We start from the raw sequence: 17,154 nt of genomic DNA on the forward strand, positions 1-17,154 counted from the left end.
GGCTCGCCGGTGGAAGCGCGGGGCGAGGGCCATCGAATAACCTGGTGCAAATGGCGACCTCGAAAGTCGAGCGGCTGGTCAACCTCGTCATCGCTCTGCTGTCCACCCGCGGCTACATCACCGCCGAAAAGATCAGGTCCAGCGTGGCGGGTTATTCCGACAGCCCCAGCGCCGAGGCGTTCTCCCGGATGTTCGAGCGCGACAAGAACGAACTGCGCGACCTCGGCATCCCGCTCGAGATCGGCAGGGTGTCGATCACCAACCCCACCGAGGGCTACCGGATCAACCGCGACACCTACGCGCTGCCGCCCGTCACGCTGACCGCGGACGAGGCGGCCGCCGTCGCCGTCGCGACGCAGCTGTGGGAGTCGCCCGAACTGATCACCGCGACCCAGGGCGCGTTGCTCAAGCTGCGCGCCGCCGGGGTCGACGTCGACCCCGTGGAGATAGGGGCGCCGGTGGCCATCGCCTCTCCGGCCGGGGTGCCGGGTCTGCGCGGGTCGGAAGACGTCCTCGGAATCCTGTTGTCGGCCATCGACTCCCACCGAGCCGTACAGTTCCCGCACCGGCCGTCGCGAATCGAGCCGTACACCACGCGCACCGTCGAGCCGTGGGGCGTGGTCACCGAGAAGGGCCGCTGGTACCTGGTCGGCCACGACCGCGACCGCGACGCCACCCGCACCTTCCGGCTCTCGCGGGTCGGTGCCGAGGTCACGCCGATCGGCCCGCCCGGCGCCGTCACCGTGCCCGACGGTGTGGACCTGCGCAGGATCGTGTCCGAAACGGTCGCCGAGATCCCGGCGGGCGGCCAGGCCCGGGTGTGGGTCGCCGACGGGCGGGCCACCGCGCTGCGGCGCGCCGGGCGGTCCACCGGCGCGCGGCGACTGGGCGGCCGCGACGGCGAGGTGATCGAACTCGACATCGGATCCACCGACCGGCTGGCGCGCGACATCGCCGGCTACGGGGCCGACGCCGTCGCGCTCGAGCCGCAAACCCTGCGCGACGACGTGCTGGCCCGGCTGCGCGCCCACGCGGGACCGTCGGCGTGACTGCCATCTCCACCCGGTTGGTCCGGCTGCTCAACATGGTGCCGTATTTCCAGGCGAACCCGAGGGTCACCCGGGCCAAGGCCGCCGCCGACCTGGGGGTGTCCGCCAAGCAGCTGGAGGAGGACCTCAACCAGCTGTGGATGTGCGGCCTTCCCGGCTACTCCCCGGGCGATCTCATCGACTTCGAGTTCTCCGGCGACGCCATCGAGGTGACGTTCTCGGCGGGCATCGACCATCCGCTCAAGCTCACCTCGCCGGAGGCCACGGGCCTGCTGGTGGCGCTGCGGGCGCTGGCCGACATTCCCGGCGTGGTCGATCCGGAAGCCGCGCGCAGCGCGATCGCCAAGATCGAGGCCGCCGCCGGCGCCGTCGGCCAGGACGTCACGGCCTCGGTGGCGGCCACCGACGAGCGGGCCCCCGCCGAAAGCCGTGCCGCGGCCGCGGTGCGCACGGCGGTGCAGTACAAACGCGCGCTGGCCATCGACTACTACGCCGCCTCGCACGACGGCCTGACCAGCCGGATCGTCGACCCCATTCGGGTCCTGCTGATCGGCGGCCACAGCTACCTGGAGGCCTGGTCGCGCGAGGCCGAGGGGGTCCGGCTGTTCCGCTTCGACCGGATCGTGGACGCCAAAGAGCTGGGCGAGCCGGCCGCCGCCCCCGAGCCGGCGCTGCACGCGCCACCGGACACGTCACTGTTCGACGGCGACCCGTCGCTGCCGTCGGCCAGGCTGCGGGTGGCGCCCTCGGCGTCGTGGATGTTCGAGTACTACCCCATGCGCGAGGCGCTCGAGCTGCCGGACGGATCCTGTGAGGCCGTCATGACCTACGCCTCCGAGGACTGGATGACGCGCCTGGTGCTGGGCTTCGGGCCGGCCGTGCGGGTGCTCGAGCCGGAGTCGCTCGCCCAGCGCGTGCGGGATACCGCGGCGACGGCCCTGGAGTTCTACCAGGCTGCGGTGCGGTCACCGTAGGTCCGGCGGTAGCTGCGGTAGCATCGGATGGACGTCTGGAGGTAATCAAAGTGGGCAGTCTTAGTCCGTGGCACTGGGCGATCCTCGCTGTCGTCGTGGTCCTGTTGTTCGGTGCCAAGAAGCTCCCCGATGCCGCGCGCTCGTTGGGCAAGTCGATGCGCATCTTCAAGTCCGAGCTGCGCGAGATGCAGACCGAAAGCAGGCCCGAGGCGCCTTCCTTGCAAACACCCTCGGAAACCCCCCAGCCCGTGCAGTCGCAGCGGGTCGACCCGCCGGCGGCCACCGAGCAGGGGCACACCGAAGCGCGCCCGGCGTAGTCCGGCAGTACCGTCCCAATTCACCGAGCGAGGGCCTCAGTGCGCGCCCGCGGTCTACTCAAGCGGCTCAACCCACGCAACAGGCGCAGCCGCACCAACCCGGACGCGACGATGTCGCTCGTCGACCACCTCACCGAGCTGCGCACCCGGCTGCTGATCTCCCTGGCCGCGATCCTGCTCACCACGATCTTCGGGTTCGTCTGGTATTCGCACCCGATCTTCGGGCTGGAGAGCCTCGGCGAGTGGCTGCGCCATCCCTACTGTGCGCTGCCTCAGTCGGCGCGGGCGAGCATCAGCGCCGACGGGCAGTGCCGGCTGCTGGCCACGGCGCCGTTCGACCAATTCATGCTGCGGCTCAAGGTCGGGATGACGGCCGGGATCGTGCTGGCCTGCCCGGTGTGGTTCTACCAGCTGTGGGCGTTCATCACGCCGGGGCTCTACCAAAAGGAGCGCCGCTTCGCGATCGCGTTCGTGATCCCCGCGGTGGCGTTGTTCGTGGCCGGCGCCGTGCTGGCGTACTTCGTGCTGGCCAAGGCGCTGGGCTTCCTGTTGACCGTCGGCAGCGACGTGCAGGTGACCGCGTTGTCCGGCGACCGGTACTTCGGCTTCCTGATCAACCTGCTGGTGGTTTTCGGCGTCAGCTTCGAATTCCCGCTGCTGATCGTCATGCTCAACACGGCGGGGCTGCTGACCTACCAGCGGCTCAAGTCGTGGCGGCGCGGCCTGATCTTCACCATGTTCGTGTTCGCGGCCGTGTTCACGCCCGGGTCCGACCCGTTCTCCATGACCGCGCTCGGGATCGCGCTGTCGGTGCTCCTCGAGTTCGCCATCCAGATCGCCCGGCTGCACGACAAGCGGAAGGCCAGGCGCGAGGCCCAAGCCACGATCCCCGACGACGAGGCATCGGTCATCGAGGCGCCCGCACCGATACCGACGCCGTCCTTTACCGCCGGCCACCATGACGATGTCACCTAGGTTTTCTGTTCGCGAGCGTGCGTGTTTGCGCAGTGACACGCCGATATCGATGTACAACTGCGCACCCTCGCGCGCCGCGGCGGCGGCGTGACGGAGCTGGCCGAGCTGGCCCGGTTCGCCGCGGAAGTGCCCTTTAGGCTCGACGACTTTCAGCAGCGGGCCTGCGCGGCGCTGGAACGCGGCCACGGCGTGCTGGTCTGCGCGCCGACGGGCGCCGGCAAGACGGTGGTCGGCGAATTCGCCGTGCACCTGGCGCTGGCCGCGGGTGGCAAGTGCTTCTACACCACGCCGCTGAAGGCCCTGAGCAACCAGAAGCACACGGACCTGACGGCGCGCTACGGCCGCGACCGGATCGGGCTGCTGACCGGAGACATGTCGGTGAACGCCGACGCGCCCGTCGTGGTGATGACCACCGAGGTGCTGCGCAACATGCTCTACGCCGATTCGCCCGCGCTGCAAGGGCTTTCCCACGTGGTGATGGACGAGGTGCATTTCCTGGCCGACCGGATGCGGGGCCCGGTGTGGGAGGAGGTGATCCTGCACCTGCCCGACGAGGTGCGGGTGGTCAGCCTCTCGGCGACGGTGAGCAACGCCGAGGAGTTCGGTGGCTGGATCCAGGCCGTGCGGGGCGACACGACGGTGGTGGTCGACGAGCACCGGCCGGTGCCGCTGTGGCAACACGTCCTGGTGGGCAAGCGCCTGTTCGACCTGTTCGACTACGGCTCCGAAGTCGACAAATCGCGGGTCGACCCGGAACTGTTGCGCCACATCGCCCATCGCCGCGAGGCGGACCGGATGTCGGACTGGCGTGGACCCCGCCGGGGGGCCGGCGGGCGCGGGGCCTCCGGCCGGTCGCGCTTCTACCGGCCGCCGTCGCGGCCGGAGGTGATCGCGATCCTGGATTCCCAGGGGCTGTTGCCGGCGATCACGTTCGTGTTCTCCCGGGCCGGGTGTGACGCCGCGGTCGCCCAGTGCCTGCGGTCGCCGCTGCGGCTGACCACCGAGGAGGAGCGCGCGCGGATCGCGGAGGTCATCGACCACCGCTGTGGAGATCTCGCCGACGCCGACCTGGCGGTGCTCGGCTACTACGAGTGGCGGGAGGGGTTGCTGCGCGGGTTGGCGGCCCACCACGCCGGCATGTTGCCGGCGTTTCGGCACACGGTCGAGGAGCTGTTTACCGCCGGGCTGGTCAAGGCCGTGTTCGCCACCGAAACGTTGGCGCTCGGGATCAACATGCCCGCGCGCACGGTGGTGCTCGAGCGGCTGGTGAAGTTCAACGGCGAGCAGCACGTGCCGCTGACGCCGGGGGAGTACACGCAGCTGACCGGCCGCGCCGGCAGGCGCGGCATCGACGTCGAGGGCCACGCGGTGGTGCTGTGGAACCCCGGCGAGGACACCACCGAGCCGTCCGCCGTCGCCGGCCTGGCCTCCACCCGGACCTTCCCGCTGCGCAGCTCGTTCGCGCCGTCGTACAACATGACGATCAACCTGGTCCACCGGATGGGCCCCGAGCAGGCCCATCAGCTGCTGGAGCAGTCGTTCGCCCAATACCAGGCCGACCGTTCCGTCGTCGGCCTGGTCCGTGGCATCGAGCGCGGCACCCGGATGCTCCACGAGATCGCCGCCGGGCTGGGCGGACCGGACGCGCCGATCTTCGAATACGCCAGGCTGCGCGCGCGGATTTCCGAGCTGGAGCGCGCGCAGTCGCGCGCGTCGCGGCTGCAACGGCGGCAGGCGGCCAGCGACGCGCTGGCCGCGCTGCGTCGTGGCGACATCATCACGATCGACCGCGGCCGGCGCGGCGGCCTGGCGGTGGTCCTGGAGTCGGCCCGCGACGGCGACGACCCGCGCCCGCTGGTGCTCACCGAACACCGATGGGCTGGCCGGATTTCGTCGGCCGACTACTCGGGAGCGTCCGCGCCGGTCGGCTCGATGTCGTTGCCCAAGCGGGTGGAGCACCGCCAGCCGCGGGTCCGGCGCGACCTGGCCCTGGCGCTGCGGTCCGCCGCCGCCGGGCTGACCGTCCCGTCCGGGCGCAGAGGGGCCGGGCGCGGCGGCGACGCGGACGGCTTTCACGATCCGGAGCTGGCGTCGTTGCGGGCGCAGCTGCGTCGGCATCCCGCGCACAACGGCGCGGGCCTCGAGTCCAAGATGCGCGAGGCCGAGCGCTACCTGCGCATCGAACGCGACAACGCGCAGCTGGAGAAAAAGGTGGCCGCCGCCACCAACTCGCTGGCCCGGACGTTCGACCGCATCGTGGGCCTGCTCACCGAGCGCGACTTCATCCAGGGCCCGGCCGAAGATCCCCACGTCACCGACGACGGCCGGTTGTTGGCCCGCATCTACAGCGAAAGCGACCTGTTGGTCGCCGAATGCCTGCGCACCGGCGCGTGGGAGGGACTGAACCCGGCCGAGCTGGCGGCGGTGGTCTCGGCGGTGCTGTACGAGTCCCGCGGCGGTGACGCTTCCAGCGGCGCATCTGCCGCCGAGGCGCCCACCCAGCGGTTGCGGCAGGCGTTGCAGCAGACGTCGAGGCTGTCGACCGCGCTGCGCGCCGACGAGCAGACGCACCGGATCGCCCCGAGCCGCGAACCCGACGACGGCTTCGTCAACGTCATCTACCGCTGGGCCCGGACCGCGGATCTGGCCGCCGCGCTGGCCGCCGCCGACGCGACCGGCGCCGGTTCGCTCCAACAAGGATTGTCGGCGGGGGACTTCGTGCGGTGGTGCCGCCAGGTGCTCGACCTGTTGGACCAGGTCCGCAACGCCGCACCGGACGCGGAGCTTCGGGCCACCGCCAAGCGCGCCATCAATGACGTTCGGCGCGGCGTCGTCGCTGTTGACGCCGGGTAGGCTGGGCCCGAGCTACCGTTACATCGGTAAACGAGAACCGGACGACTTCGGTTAAGACACACGGGGACTGAGGAGAAACGATGAGCGGACCGCAGGGATCGGACCCGGGCCACGAGTGGCAACCGCCGGGTCAGGGCGCCGATCGGCCCTCGGAACCGACCCAGGTGGGATCGCCCTGGCAGCAGCAGCCGGGCCAGGAGGCGACGTGGCAGGCCCCGGCGTACACGCCGCCCGCCGAGTATCCGCAATACCAACAGCCGGCCGAGCAGGCATACCCGCAGCAGTATCCACAGCAGCCCGGCTACGCGCCACCCGGGCAGTACCCGCAGCCCACCCAGTACCCCCAGCCCGGCCAATACGGCCAGTACCCGCAGCCGGGCCAGTACGGCCAGCCGGGCCAGTACGCGCCGCCCGGTCAATACGGTCAATACCCGCAGCAGTACCCGCCCTACGAGCAACCGGGGAGGAAGCGCTCGATGGCGCTGATCGGCAGCGTCGTAGGCGTGGTCGCCTTTCTGCTCGTCGCGGTCGTGCTGGTGCTCGGCTTCTGGGAGCCCGGGTTTTTCGTCACGACCAAACTGGACATCAACAAGGCCCAGGCCGGCGTGCAGCAGGTCCTCAGCGACGAGACGAATGGCTACGGCGCCAAGAACGTCAAGGACGTCAAGTGCAACCACGGCCAGAATCCCGTCGTCAAGAAGGGCGGCACCTTCGACTGCGACGTCAGCATCGACGGCGCGCAAAAGCACGTGACGGTGACCTTCCAGGACAACAAGGGCACCTACGAGGTCGGCCGGCCGCAGTAGGTCACGCGGGCAGCGCGTCGAGCGCTTTCTGCAAGCGGGCGATCGGCGACCCGACGCCCAGCTCGGTCGCCAGCCGCGCGGTGCGTTTGGGGTCGGCGGCCACCAGCGGCAGGGAGTCGGTGGGCGTCGACAGCGCCACCGGCGCGTCGGTGGCCACCCGCACCACCGCGCCTGCGGCCTCGATGTAGTCGGTCGCGGTCAGCAGTTTCGCGCGTAAGCCCTTGGCCATCGTGGATTTTGGGTCGTGGGCGGCCGTCAGGATCCGATCCAGCGAACCGTGCTGGGCCAGCAGGGTGGCCGCCGTCTTCTCGCCGACGCCCGGCACACCGGGCAGCCCGTCGGACGGATCGCCGCGCAGCAGCGCGAGTTCGGCGTAGGCCGGCCCGGCCCGATCCCGCGGCACGCCATAGCGTTCGGCGACCTCGGCGGGCCCGAACAGGGTCGCCTTGGCCAACCCGCGGCCCAGGTAGAGCACCCGAACCGGGATGGGATCGTCGGTCACCACCTGCAGCAGGTCGCGGTCGCCGCTGACCACCACGACCGGGTTCTCGCGTTCCCGTGCCGCCAGCGTGCCCAGCACGTCGTCGGCCTCGAAACCCTCTGCGCCCGCCGTCGGGATCCCGAACGCGTCCAGCAGCTCCATGATCATGTCGACCTGCGGTGTCAGCTCGTCGGGCACCTCCTCGACGTCGGGCTCGCCCTGCGGCTCGGGTTCGGCGACCCGATGCGCCTTGTAGGACGGGATCAGGTCCACCCGGAACTGCGGCCGCCAATCCAGGTCGAGGCACACCACCAGCCGGCTGGGTCGCTGGCTGGTGATCACCACGGCCAGCGAGTCGAGGAATCCGCGCACGGCGTTGACGGGCCGGCCGTCGGGGGCGGTGATCGACGACGGAACCCCGAAGTACGAGCGGAACCACATGCTGGGGCCGTCGAGCAGCAATAACTTGGCTGCGGGTGCGGGCATGCCGGCCAGGTTAGCCTGGCTGCCATGGATTCTCACCGATTCGACGCGGGGGTGTACGCGCGTCGCCTGGCCGCGGCGGCCGCGGCGACCGCCCACGCCGGCCTCACCGGGCTGGTGATCACCCCGGGCTACGACCTGCGCTACCTGATCGGCTCGCGCGCCCAGACGTTCGAGCGGCTCACCGCGCTGGTGGTGCCCGCCTCCGGCGACCCGACGGTCGTGGTGCCCCGGCTGGAGCTGGCCTCGCTCAAGGGGTCGGCCGCCGCGGAACTGGGCCTGGCGGTGCGGGATTGGGTCGACGGCGACGACCCGTACCGGTTGGTAGGTGACGGTTTGGGCGGTGGCCCCGCCACGACCGCCGTCACCGATTCCATGCCCGCGCTGCACCTGTTGCCGCTGGCCGATGTATTCGGCGTGCAGCCGGTCCTGGCCACCGACGTGTTGCGCGGGCTGCGGATGGTCAAGGAGGAATGCGAGATCGACGCGCTGCGCAAGGCCGGTGCGGCCATCGACCGGGTGCATGCCCGCGTGCCGGAGTTTCTGCGCCCCGGCCGCACCGAGGCCGACGTCGCCGCCGACATCGCCGAAGCCATTGTCGCCGAAGGCCATTCGGACGTGGCGTTCATCATCGTCGGCTCCGGCCCGCACGCCGCCGACCCGCATCACGGTTATTCGGACCGAGAACTTGAGGTGGGCGACATCGTCGTCGTCGACATCGGCGGCACGTACGAGCCCGGCTACCACTCCGATTCGACCCGAACCTACAGCATCGGTGAACCAAAATCCGAGGTGGCACAACACTATTCGGTGCTGCAACGCGCCCAGCGCGCGGCCTGCGACGCCGTGCGTCCCGGGGTGACCGCCGAGCAGGTCGACGCCGCCGCCCGCGACGTGCTGGCCGACGCCGGGCTCGTGGAGTTTTTCGTGCACCGCACGGGCCACGGCATCGGGCTGTCGGTTCACGAGGAGCCCTACATCGTCGCCGGCAATGACTTGCCGTTGGCCGCGGGCATGGCCTTCTCCGTCGAGCCGGGCATCTACTTTCCGGGCCGGTGGGGCGCCCGCATCGAGGACATCGTCGTCGTCACCGAGGACGGCGCCCTGGCCGTCAACAATCGGCCGCACGAGCTGATCGTGGTTTCCCCGGCCTAGCGGCACCCCGGTGAGCGGCCGCGATCCGGTGCGAATTGGGTGAATAGCGGCGCGCGACGACCTGGGCGAGAATTCGGCGCGTGGCTCCGCTGGTGGTCGATCCTGAGGCGTTGTTCGCCGCGGGCGGCGCCGCGGTCGCCGCGGGCGATGGGCTGGCCGCGAATCTGACCGTGCTGACGTCGGGTTTTGCGGCCAACACCGGCCACGACGTGGCGGGCGAGGTGTTCGGCCTGGCATATCAGGAGGCGGCAGAGTCGCTGGTGAAGGCCGCGGCGGCCGCGATCAACGCGTGCCGCCACAGCGGCGCCCTGATACAGCAATGCGCGTCGAACTACTCGAAGGCCGAAGCGGCCTCGACGCTGGGCGGCGGTGCCGGCGTGGTGCAGGCGCCGGTCGAGCCGACCAAGGTCGCGGCCCCCGGACCTCCCGGAACGTTGGGCCCAGGCCGGCCGCCGCCGCTGCTTTGGGCGGTGGTGGAATCCTTCGTCGACGATGTGTGGCCCGACGGCGATGCGGCGGGGCTGCACGTGGTCGCCGCCCGTTGGCGCGGCTTCGGCGCCGCGGCGAGCGCGATGCAGGGCGCGCTCAACGCGTCGAAGTCGCTCTGGGACGCGCAGCAGATCCCCGAAGGCGGAAAGATCGATGAGGCTCTGTCGCAGATAGGCGGCTACGCCTCGGGGCTTGGCGAGCAGAGCGGAAAGCTGGCCACCACTCTCGACGATTTCGCCGACGAGGTGGAGAGCGCCCAAAACACGATCCGGGACTTGCTGCACCGGCTGGGGTCCCTGGCCGACCTGGGGCACGACGTGATGTTGATCATCAAAGGCGACGCGATCGACGAGATCAAAAAGATCGCCAACGACATCAACGGCGTGCTGCACAACTTGGGGCGGCAGGCGCGGGCCTTCGAACAGGGAACGAAGCTGCTGATGCGGATCGGCGACGGCCTCGTCGTCGATTTCGAGAAATATATGCGCGGCAAGCTCACCCAGTTTTTGGGTGAGCGGGTCGGGAACGCGGTGGCGACCAATCTCGATTTCTTCGTCAACACCGGCGAGGGCATTCTCAAGGGCGCCGCGGGCACGGTCGAAGGCATGGTCGATCTGGACCCACGCTGGTTCCTCCTGGATCCCAAGGGCGCGTCGGCGATGTGGACCGACATGATGAAGGCGAGCGCGGTCAACGCGTTCATCAACCCCCAAGAGGCCGGGCAGGCGTACTTGCAGCAATTCAAATCCTTGCTGCACCTTGATGATTGGAGCACGGCCCGGCCGGGACTGGGGCTCGGCGAAAACATCTTCGACGTCGCGATGCTGTTTGTTCCCGGGGGTGGGGAGGCCGGCGTCGCGGCGGAAGGCGGTGGGGCGGCCGCGCGCGGCGCCGAGGCCGCGGCGGACGCCGCCGGCACGGCAGAGCGTGCCGGCGGGCTCGCGGGTCTGACCGACGCTCGAGGCGCACTGGCCGACATCGCCGGGACGGGCGGCGGCCTGACCAAAGACCTCGAAGGCCTTACCGGGAAGCTGCCCAAGGTCGAACCGCCGGTCGGCGGCCGCCCGGTGGGTTTGCCGGCGGCGAAGCCGCCGGAGGTGCCCGTCGAGTCGGCACCCCGCCCGCCGGACGCCGCGCCGGGGCCACGGTCGCCCGAGCCGCCCTTGGTCATGAAGCAACTGGCCGAACATTCGCCGGTTCCGGTGCCGGTATCGCCCGGCGGATCTCCCGTCGAATCCGCGGCCGCTGCGCACCCGACGCAGCCGGCGCCCGCGGCTGCGGCGCCCCATTTCACGCCCCCGGGAGGCCGGCCACCGGAACCGCCGGGACCGGGTGGCGGCTGGCACGGGCATGGCGACGGGGGTCCGCAGGGCATCCACCACCCGGGCCCTGCCGACATGTTGACGTCGGATGATCTGTCGGCATTCACCCACTACACTGGGTTCGGTCACATGGACCTAAACGACGCGTTAAGGAGCGATATTTTGGACGCGTCCCAACGTGCTCGGGTGGAGGCGCTAAAGAGCGCACTCGACAAGCTTCCCCCGTATGAGGGGTCGGTGGTTCGTGGTACAAATCTGCCGCCCGAAGTGCTTGCCCAGTATCGACCTGGCGAATACATTATAGAAAAAGGCTTTATGAGCACCACAGTGAATACGTCTGTGGCGCGGTCGCCAATGTTCGCTGGGAACGTAGAGTTTCGGATTCTGTCCAGCACAGGGCGAGATATTTCGTCTGTCTCGACATTCCCCGCCGAGCAAGAGATACTGTTTCCCGCTGGTACTCGATTTTATGTCGTAAGCAAGACAATAGATCCGGTAACGGGCAGGGCAGTTATACGCATGGCCGAACGCTAGATCAATGCGATCCGGAAAGGTAGTGGAAGATGGGAGTTCTAAAGTGAGCAGGGAGATCGCCGGAAAGATATTTATGACGGCCGAAGAAGCAGGCGTTACTCCTCCCACGGAAGAGGAGTTGGCGCGCATACAAAAGCAATTTGATGAGTTTGAAGAAAAAATAAACGCCGTCGCGCCGGAAGATCGTGCTACAGAAGTGTCACCAAAGTTTTGGGATGACATTTCGGGTACCGAGTATGACCCTCGGAGACAAAAGTAGCTGTTCTCGGAACTACTCGCCCCGGTCCAGCAGATCCGACGACCCGAGCACCCGCTCCACCTGAACCTCGATGACCACCCGTCGCGGGTTGGGTCTCGGGGTGCGATAGCGCTGGGCGTAGCGCAGCTCGGCATCACGCACGGCGTCGGCGTCGCCGTTCACCTTCGACCGGCCCTCCAGCGACAGCCACCGTGCCCCGTCCACCTGGCTGAGCACGGCCACCCCCGCGCGGTCGGCATTGACCGCCTTCTGGGAACCGCCGGTGGTGATGACCCGCGCGATGTGCGTGTTGGGGTCGAAGGTGAAACCCACCGCCACCACATGCGGCGAATTGTCGGCCCGCAGCGTGGTCAGCATGGCCAGGTGCCGCTCGGACAGGAATGCCAGCGCCTCGTCGGTCAGCCGGGTAGTGGTATTCGCCATCACCGCCCACGCTAGCGCAGGTGATAATCGCAGCCGTGGACGACACGGGCGCGGGGCCGCTACTAATCCTCGGCGGACGCAGCGAGATCGGCATCGAGCTGGCGCGGCACCTGGCGCGCGGGGCGACGGTGGTGCTGGCGGCGCGGAAAGCCGATCGGCTCGACGCCCAGGTCGCCACGCTGCGAGAAGCCGGCGCGAAGGCGGTACACACCAAAGAATTCGACGCCGACGACCTGACCTCCCACGGACCGCTCATCGCCTCGATCGTCAACGACCACGGGCCCATCGGCACGGCGGTGCTGGCCTTCGGCATCCTCGGCGACCAGGCCCGCGCCGAGGCCGACGCCGCGCACGCGGTCGCCATCGTGCACACCGACTACGTCGCCCAGGTCAGCATGCTCACCCACCTGGCCCTTGCGATGCGCACGGCCGGCCGGGGCTCGCTGGTGGTGTTCTCCTCGGTTGCCGGGGTTCGGGTGCGCCGCGCCAACTACGTGTACGGCTCGGCGAAGGCCGGCCTGGACGGCTTCGCCGGCGGGCTGGCCGACGCGCTGCACGGCAGCGGGGTGCGGCTGCTGATCGCGCGCCCGGGATTTGTCATCGGGCGCATGACCGAGGGCATGACACCCGCGCCGCTGTCCAGCACCCCGCAACGGGTGGCCGCCGCGACCGCGCGGGCGCTGGCCAAAGGCCGTCGCATGGTGTGGATCCCGTGGGCGCTGCGGCCGACGTTCTTCGTGATGCGGCTGCTGCCGCAGTTCGTCTGGCGCAGGATGCCGCGATGATCGTCGTTGTCGGCATCGGCGCCGACGGCATGACGGGGCTCGCCGAGACGTCACGCGCCGAACTACGAAGGGCCACGGTCGTTTACGGTTCCAGACGGCAGCTTGACCTGCTCGACGACACCGTGGCCGCGCCGCGCCGGGAATGGCCGTCGCCGATGCTGCCCGCACTGCGAACCCTGCTTGACGACCACACCCAAGACATCCACGTGGTGGCCAGCGGCGACCCACTACTGCACGGCATCGGCGGCACCCTGATCCGGCTGCACGGCCCCGAAAGGGTCAGGGTGCTGCCGCACGTGTCCTCGGTGGCGCTGGCGTGCGCGCGGATGGGCTGGAACGCCCACGACACCGAGGTGATCAGCCTGGTCACCGCGCAGCCGCACACCGCGGTGCGCCGCGGCGGCCAGGCGATCGTGCTGTCGAAAAACGGATCCACACCCCGGGAACTGGCCGCGCTGCTCACCGCGCACGGCCGCGGCGACTCCACGATCAGCGTGCTCGAAAACCTCAGCGGCCCAACCGAACACCGCCGCGACGGCACCGCACGCCGGTGGGCCGCCGACGCGCCGCCCGACGTCGACGATCTCAACGTGATCGCCGTTCGCTACCTGCCCGACGAGCGCGTGTCGCCCCTGCCCGACGACGCGTTCGTCCACGACGGGCAGATCACCAAACGCGGGATCCGGGCGGTGACCCTGGCGGCCCTGGCGCCGCGGCCGGGGGAGCGGCTGTGGGACGTCGGCGCGGGCTCGGGCAGCATCAGCGTGGAGTGGTGCCGCAGCTGGCGGGGCTGCGGCGCGGTGGCCTTCGAGAGCGACGAGCGACGCCGCCGCAACATCGAATCCAACGCCGCCGCCTTCGGCCTGGAAATCGACGTGCGCGGCGAGGCGCCGGACGCCTTCGACGGCGCCGAAGCACCGGCGGCGATCTTCATCGGCGGCGGCCTGACTCGGCCCGGGCTGCTCGACGCCTGCCTCGACCACCTGCCCCCCGGCGGCCGCCTCATCGCCAACGCCGTCACCGCCGAATCGGAATCCCTTCTAGCGCAAGCACACTCCCGCTACGGCGGCGATCTGCGGCGCTTCCAGCACTATCGGGGCGAACCGCTCGGCAGCTTCACCGGATGGCGCCCCCAGATGCCGGTCACCCAATGGGCGGTGACCCGGTGACGGTGTACTTCATCGGCGCCGGCCCGGGCGCCGCCGACCTCATCACCGTCCGCGGGCAACGGCTCCTGCAAAGGTGCGCAACATGCCTCTACGCGGGTTCGATCATGCCCGACGACCTGCTGGCGCTCTGCCCCCCCGACGCGAAAATCGTTGACACAGGCCCCTTGACGCTCGAGCAGATCGTCACCAAACTCGCCGCCGCCGACGCCGCGGGCCACGACGTGGCGCGGCTGCACTCCGGTGACCCGTCGCTGTACAGCGCGCTGGCCGAGCAATGCCGCCGGCTCGACGCGCTGGGCATAGACTACGAAATCGTCCCGGGCGTACCGGCTTTCGCCGCGGCCGCGGCCGCTCTCAAACGCGAACTCACCGTCCCGGGCGTGGCGCAGACGGTGACGCTCACCCGGGTGGCGACCCTGTCGACCCCCATGCCGCCCGGCGAGGAGCTGGCCACCCTCGCCCAATCCGGCGCCACCCTGGTCCTGCACCTGGCCGCCGCCCAGATCGACGCCATCGTCCCGCAACTGATAGCGGGCGGCTACCGGGCCGAAACACCCGCCGCCGTGGTGGCTTTCGCGAGCTGGCCGCGGCAGACCGTGCTGCGCGGCGCCCTGGCCGGCATCGCCGGGCAGATGCGCGACGCGCACATCACCAAGACCGCCGTGATCATCGTCGGCGACGTGCTGGCCGCCGAGGGATTCACCGACAGCTACCTGTACTCGACCGGGCGGACCCGGGGGAGTCGGCACTGATGCGGGTCCTGCTGCTCGGCGGCACCGCGGAGGCGCGCGCGCTGGCGAAGGCCCTGCACCCGCGCGTCGACGTCATCAGCTCGCTGGCCGGCCGGGTGCCGGATCCGGCCCTGCCGGTGGGACCGGTGCGCATCGGTGGATTCGGCGGCGTCGACGGGCTACGGCGGTGGCTGCAAGACGAACGCATCGACGCGGTCGTCGACGCCACCCACCCGTTCGCCGCGACCATGACGGCGCACGCCGCCGCGGCGTGCGCCGAATTGCGGATGCCGCATGTGGTGCTGGCCCGCCCGGCGTGGGATCCCGGCGACGCGATCGTCGTCGACTCGGACATCGCAGCGGCGGAAGCCGTCGCGCGGCAAGGCTATTCGCGGGTCTTTCTCACCACGGGCCGTTCGGGCGCCGCGGCCTTCGCCGACAGCGGCGCGTGGTTTTTGATCCGCGCGGTCACCGCGCCGGACGCCGCCGCACTGCCGCGCCATCACCAGCTGCTGTTGTCGCGCGGCCCGTATCGCTACGACGACGAGCTGGCCCTGCTGCGCGAGCACCGCGTCGACACCCTGGTCACCAAGAACAGCGGCGGAGACATGACCCGGGCGAAGCTGGACGCCGCCGCCGCGTTGGGCGTTCCGGTGGTGATGGTCGCCCGCCCGCCCCTGCCTGTCGGGGTGACGGCGGTGGGCAGCGTTACAGAGGCCGCCAATTGGGTTGCCGGACTGGGCCTATAGTGGCGATCGCTACCGGCTGGTGGTCTTACAGATATCGTTGACATCGAGTCTGCGTTCAGCGCTAGGCTTTTCGGCTCGCGGTCGCTCCCACCGCAGTCTCGGCGCGTCAAGTCGGGCCGCGACCAACCTATGGGCGAGACCACTAACCGGTCAGGTCGTCGCGCGCGTCGCTTTCTGTGTCGGCCAGCAGCGCGTCGCGGGCGCGGGCGACGCGGGATCGGATGGTGCCCACCGGGCACCCGCACACCGCCGCGGCGTCGGCGTAAGGCAGTCCGAGCAGCTGCGTGAGCAGCAGGGCTTCCCGCTGTTCGGTGGTGAGGCCGGCGATCATGGTGGTCACCTCGACCAGGTCCTCGAATCCGCGGGAGTGGCGGTTGCCCCTGACGAGGTGGTCGGGATAGGTGCTGGACGCGGTGCGCGGCCGGGACCGGGCGTGGCGGATGTGATCGGCGACGACGCGGCGCGCGATGGCCAGCAGCCAGGTGCGGCCGGTCGAGCGTCCGGAGAACCGCTCGATGGCGCCGATCGCCCGCAGGAAGGTTTCCTGCGTCAGGTCGTCGGCGTTGCCCGCGTCGGACAGGTAGGTGACAAACCGCCAGACGTCTTGCTGCGTGGCCTTGATGAATGCCTCGAGCGCCCTTTGGTTCCCGCGCGCGGCTGCCAAGGCGAGCTCGGTGACGGCCTCGTCGTCGCTTGACGCGGTCATGAGCAACCACCTTAGTTGGGCGGACCCGGCCAGTCTACGACCGGTCGTCGTAGATCCTGCGACCGGGGCGGAGCGGTCGATCGGCCAGAGATGCCCGCGTCGCCGACCGGCGCGTGACTCCGGCGGCCCGGCGCGGTATTCGAGGCCGGCGTCGGAGGCATCGGAGGTTCGCGAACCCCGCGTTGCCGTCCGTTCCCGCGCCACCAGCAACGCGAACACCACGCCCAGCAGGAGGGGCATGTGGCTGGCGATCCGTGTCGCGGTCACCTCACCGGCGAAGGCGTCGACGATTACGTAACCCAATAGCGCGACGGAATACACGCCGGTGATCGCCGCCACCCCGATCGCCGCGACGGGCCACACGCCCGCGGCGATCATGGCCAGGCCCAACGCCAGCAACCATGCGGTGGACTCGTGCATCAGATGCTCACCGGACATCGCGCCGTGCATGTGGCTCGACACCATGCCGAAATCGATCCCGGCGATCTGGGCGGCCGCGATCGCCACCTGGAACATGCCGACCCCGATCAGCCCCCAGCGCCGGTAGTGCGAGCGCAGTCGGCGCTTCCAGCGGTCGTACCCGCGGGCCTGCTCACCGATGCTCGCCATGATTTTTTCGACCAGGTCTGGTCCCTGGCCGGGCTCGAACGAGGCCAGCCGCCGGGTCTGCACCGCGGCACCGATCAGCCAGGCGCGGCAACCGCCGCACGACTCCAGGTGGGCGTCGACCTGCTGCGCGAGCACGTGGGGACGCTCGCCGTCCAATCGCGCAGACAGCGCCTCACGCGCAACGTCACACCGCATCCCTGCATCGTTGCGCATGCCCGGTCCGCACGCAAAGGACTTGGGAAAACGGACCGCGGGAACTAAACCGTGCGCCGATCCGACCACTGG

16 protein-coding genes and 1 pseudogene are annotated in these 17,154 nt (G+C 70.0%); 13 read left to right on the forward strand and 4 right to left on the reverse strand.

The genetic code is table 11. The features are described from left to right. Positions 1-50: 50 nt before the first annotated feature. From G6N25_RS19890 to G6N25_RS19915, 6 genes are all read left to right on the forward strand, one after another. Entirely contained in the window at positions 51-1,049 is a 999-nt protein-coding gene (locus tag G6N25_RS19890; RefSeq protein ID WP_083072428.1) for a helix-turn-helix transcriptional regulator, read from the forward strand. Further along, positions 1,046-2,023 carry a helix-turn-helix transcriptional regulator gene (locus G6N25_RS19895; RefSeq protein ID WP_083072429.1) on the forward strand — a complete coding sequence of 326 codons (978 nt, stop codon included), beginning with the start codon at positions 1,046-1,048 and terminating at the stop codon, positions 2,021-2,023. Before G6N25_RS19890 ends, G6N25_RS19895 begins: the two co-directional genes overlap by 4 nt. 50 nt (positions 2,024-2,073) lie before the next feature. After that, on the forward strand, positions 2,074-2,340 hold the full coding sequence (gene tatA, locus G6N25_RS19900; RefSeq protein ID WP_083072430.1) for a Sec-independent protein translocase subunit TatA: 267 nt from the start codon (positions 2,074-2,076) through the stop codon (positions 2,338-2,340). Between the two features lie 39 nt (positions 2,341-2,379). Continuing rightward, complete coding sequence (gene tatC, locus G6N25_RS19905; RefSeq protein ID WP_142272471.1) at positions 2,380-3,315, forward strand: twin-arginine translocase subunit TatC; 936 nt, start codon at positions 2,380-2,382, stop codon at positions 3,313-3,315. An 87-nt stretch (positions 3,316-3,402) separates the two neighbouring features. Next, positions 3,403-6,168 (forward strand): DEAD/DEAH box helicase, encoded by a 2,766-nt coding sequence (locus tag G6N25_RS19910; protein WP_083072431.1) that lies wholly within the window; start codon positions 3,403-3,405, stop codon positions 6,166-6,168. An 80-nt stretch (positions 6,169-6,248) separates the two neighbouring features. Next, the gene (locus G6N25_RS19915) at positions 6,249-6,974 is read left to right on the forward strand and encodes a DUF4333 domain-containing protein (RefSeq protein ID WP_083072432.1); all 726 of its coding nucleotides are present in this window, start codon (positions 6,249-6,251) and stop codon (positions 6,972-6,974) included. A 1-nt stretch (position 6,975) separates the two neighbouring features. Here G6N25_RS19915 and G6N25_RS19920 read toward each other — a convergent pair whose 3' ends face one another. After that, on the reverse strand, positions 6,976-7,941 hold the full coding sequence (locus G6N25_RS19920) for a 5'-3' exonuclease (RefSeq protein WP_083072433.1): 966 nt from the start codon (positions 7,939-7,941) through the stop codon (positions 6,976-6,978). 24 nt (positions 7,942-7,965) lie between these two features. On the opposite strand from G6N25_RS19920, the gene G6N25_RS19925 reads away from it, so the two are divergent. The 3 genes from G6N25_RS19925 (at position 7,966) to G6N25_RS19935 (ending at position 11,697) form a co-directional block, all read left to right on the forward strand. After that, positions 7,966-9,093 carry a M24 family metallopeptidase gene (locus G6N25_RS19925; RefSeq protein ID WP_083072434.1) on the forward strand — a complete coding sequence of 376 codons (1,128 nt, stop codon included), beginning with the start codon at positions 7,966-7,968 and terminating at the stop codon, positions 9,091-9,093. 80 nt (positions 9,094-9,173) lie between these two features. After that, a complete protein-coding gene (locus G6N25_RS19930; RefSeq protein ID WP_083072435.1) occupies positions 9,174-11,438 on the forward strand; it encodes an ADP-ribosyltransferase in 2,265 nt (754 codons plus the stop codon). Between the two features lie 43 nt (positions 11,439-11,481). Beyond that, positions 11,482-11,697: a hypothetical protein gene (locus G6N25_RS19935; protein WP_083072569.1), complete on the forward strand. Its 216-nt coding sequence runs from the start codon at positions 11,482-11,484 to the stop codon at positions 11,695-11,697. Between the two features lie 12 nt (positions 11,698-11,709). On the opposite strand, the gene G6N25_RS19940 is transcribed toward G6N25_RS19935, so the two are convergent. Continuing rightward, positions 11,710-12,120, reverse strand: a complete 411-nt coding sequence (locus G6N25_RS19940) for a F420-dependent biliverdin reductase (protein ID WP_083072436.1) — start codon at positions 12,118-12,120, stop codon at positions 11,710-11,712. A 35-nt stretch (positions 12,121-12,155) separates the two neighbouring features. Between G6N25_RS19940 and G6N25_RS19945 the strand changes: the two genes are divergently transcribed. From G6N25_RS19945 to G6N25_RS19960, 4 genes are read left to right on the forward strand one after another with little or no spacing between them, the layout of a single operon-like run. After that, positions 12,156-12,905 carry an SDR family NAD(P)-dependent oxidoreductase gene (locus G6N25_RS19945; RefSeq protein ID WP_083072437.1) on the forward strand — a complete coding sequence of 250 codons (750 nt, stop codon included), beginning with the start codon at positions 12,156-12,158 and terminating at the stop codon, positions 12,903-12,905. Continuing rightward, the gene (gene cbiE, locus G6N25_RS19950; protein WP_083072438.1) at positions 12,902-14,074 is read left to right on the forward strand and encodes a precorrin-6y C5,15-methyltransferase (decarboxylating) subunit CbiE; all 1,173 of its coding nucleotides are present in this window, start codon (positions 12,902-12,904) and stop codon (positions 14,072-14,074) included. Before G6N25_RS19945 ends, cbiE begins: the two co-directional genes overlap by 4 nt. Beyond that, a complete protein-coding gene (cobM, locus tag G6N25_RS19955; protein ID WP_083072570.1) occupies positions 14,071-14,826 on the forward strand; it encodes a precorrin-4 C(11)-methyltransferase in 756 nt (251 codons plus the stop codon). The genes cbiE and cobM overlap by 4 nt, the downstream gene beginning before the upstream one ends. Further along, the gene (locus tag G6N25_RS19960; RefSeq protein ID WP_169924605.1) at positions 14,823-15,554 is read left to right on the forward strand and encodes a cobalt-precorrin-6A reductase; all 732 of its coding nucleotides are present in this window, start codon (positions 14,823-14,825) and stop codon (positions 15,552-15,554) included. The genes cobM and G6N25_RS19960 overlap by 4 nt, the downstream gene beginning before the upstream one ends. A 142-nt stretch (positions 15,555-15,696) precedes the next feature. On the opposite strand, the gene sigC is transcribed toward G6N25_RS19960, so the two are convergent. Together sigC and G6N25_RS24240 are read right to left on the reverse strand one after the other, a co-directional pair. Then, positions 15,697-16,260 carry an RNA polymerase sigma factor SigC gene (sigC, locus tag G6N25_RS23980; protein WP_232065970.1) on the reverse strand — a complete coding sequence of 188 codons (564 nt, stop codon included), beginning with the start codon at positions 16,258-16,260 and terminating at the stop codon, positions 15,697-15,699. A gap of 186 nt (positions 16,261-16,446) precedes the next feature. Then, positions 16,447-17,082: pseudogene (locus G6N25_RS24240) on the reverse strand (DUF2275 domain-containing protein); the annotation flags it as partial. Between the last annotated feature and the right edge of the window lie 72 nt (positions 17,083-17,154).

The organism is Mycobacterium heidelbergense (assembly GCF_010730745.1).
Taxonomy (GTDB): Bacteria; Actinomycetota; Actinomycetes; order Mycobacteriales; family Mycobacteriaceae; genus Mycobacterium; species Mycobacterium heidelbergense.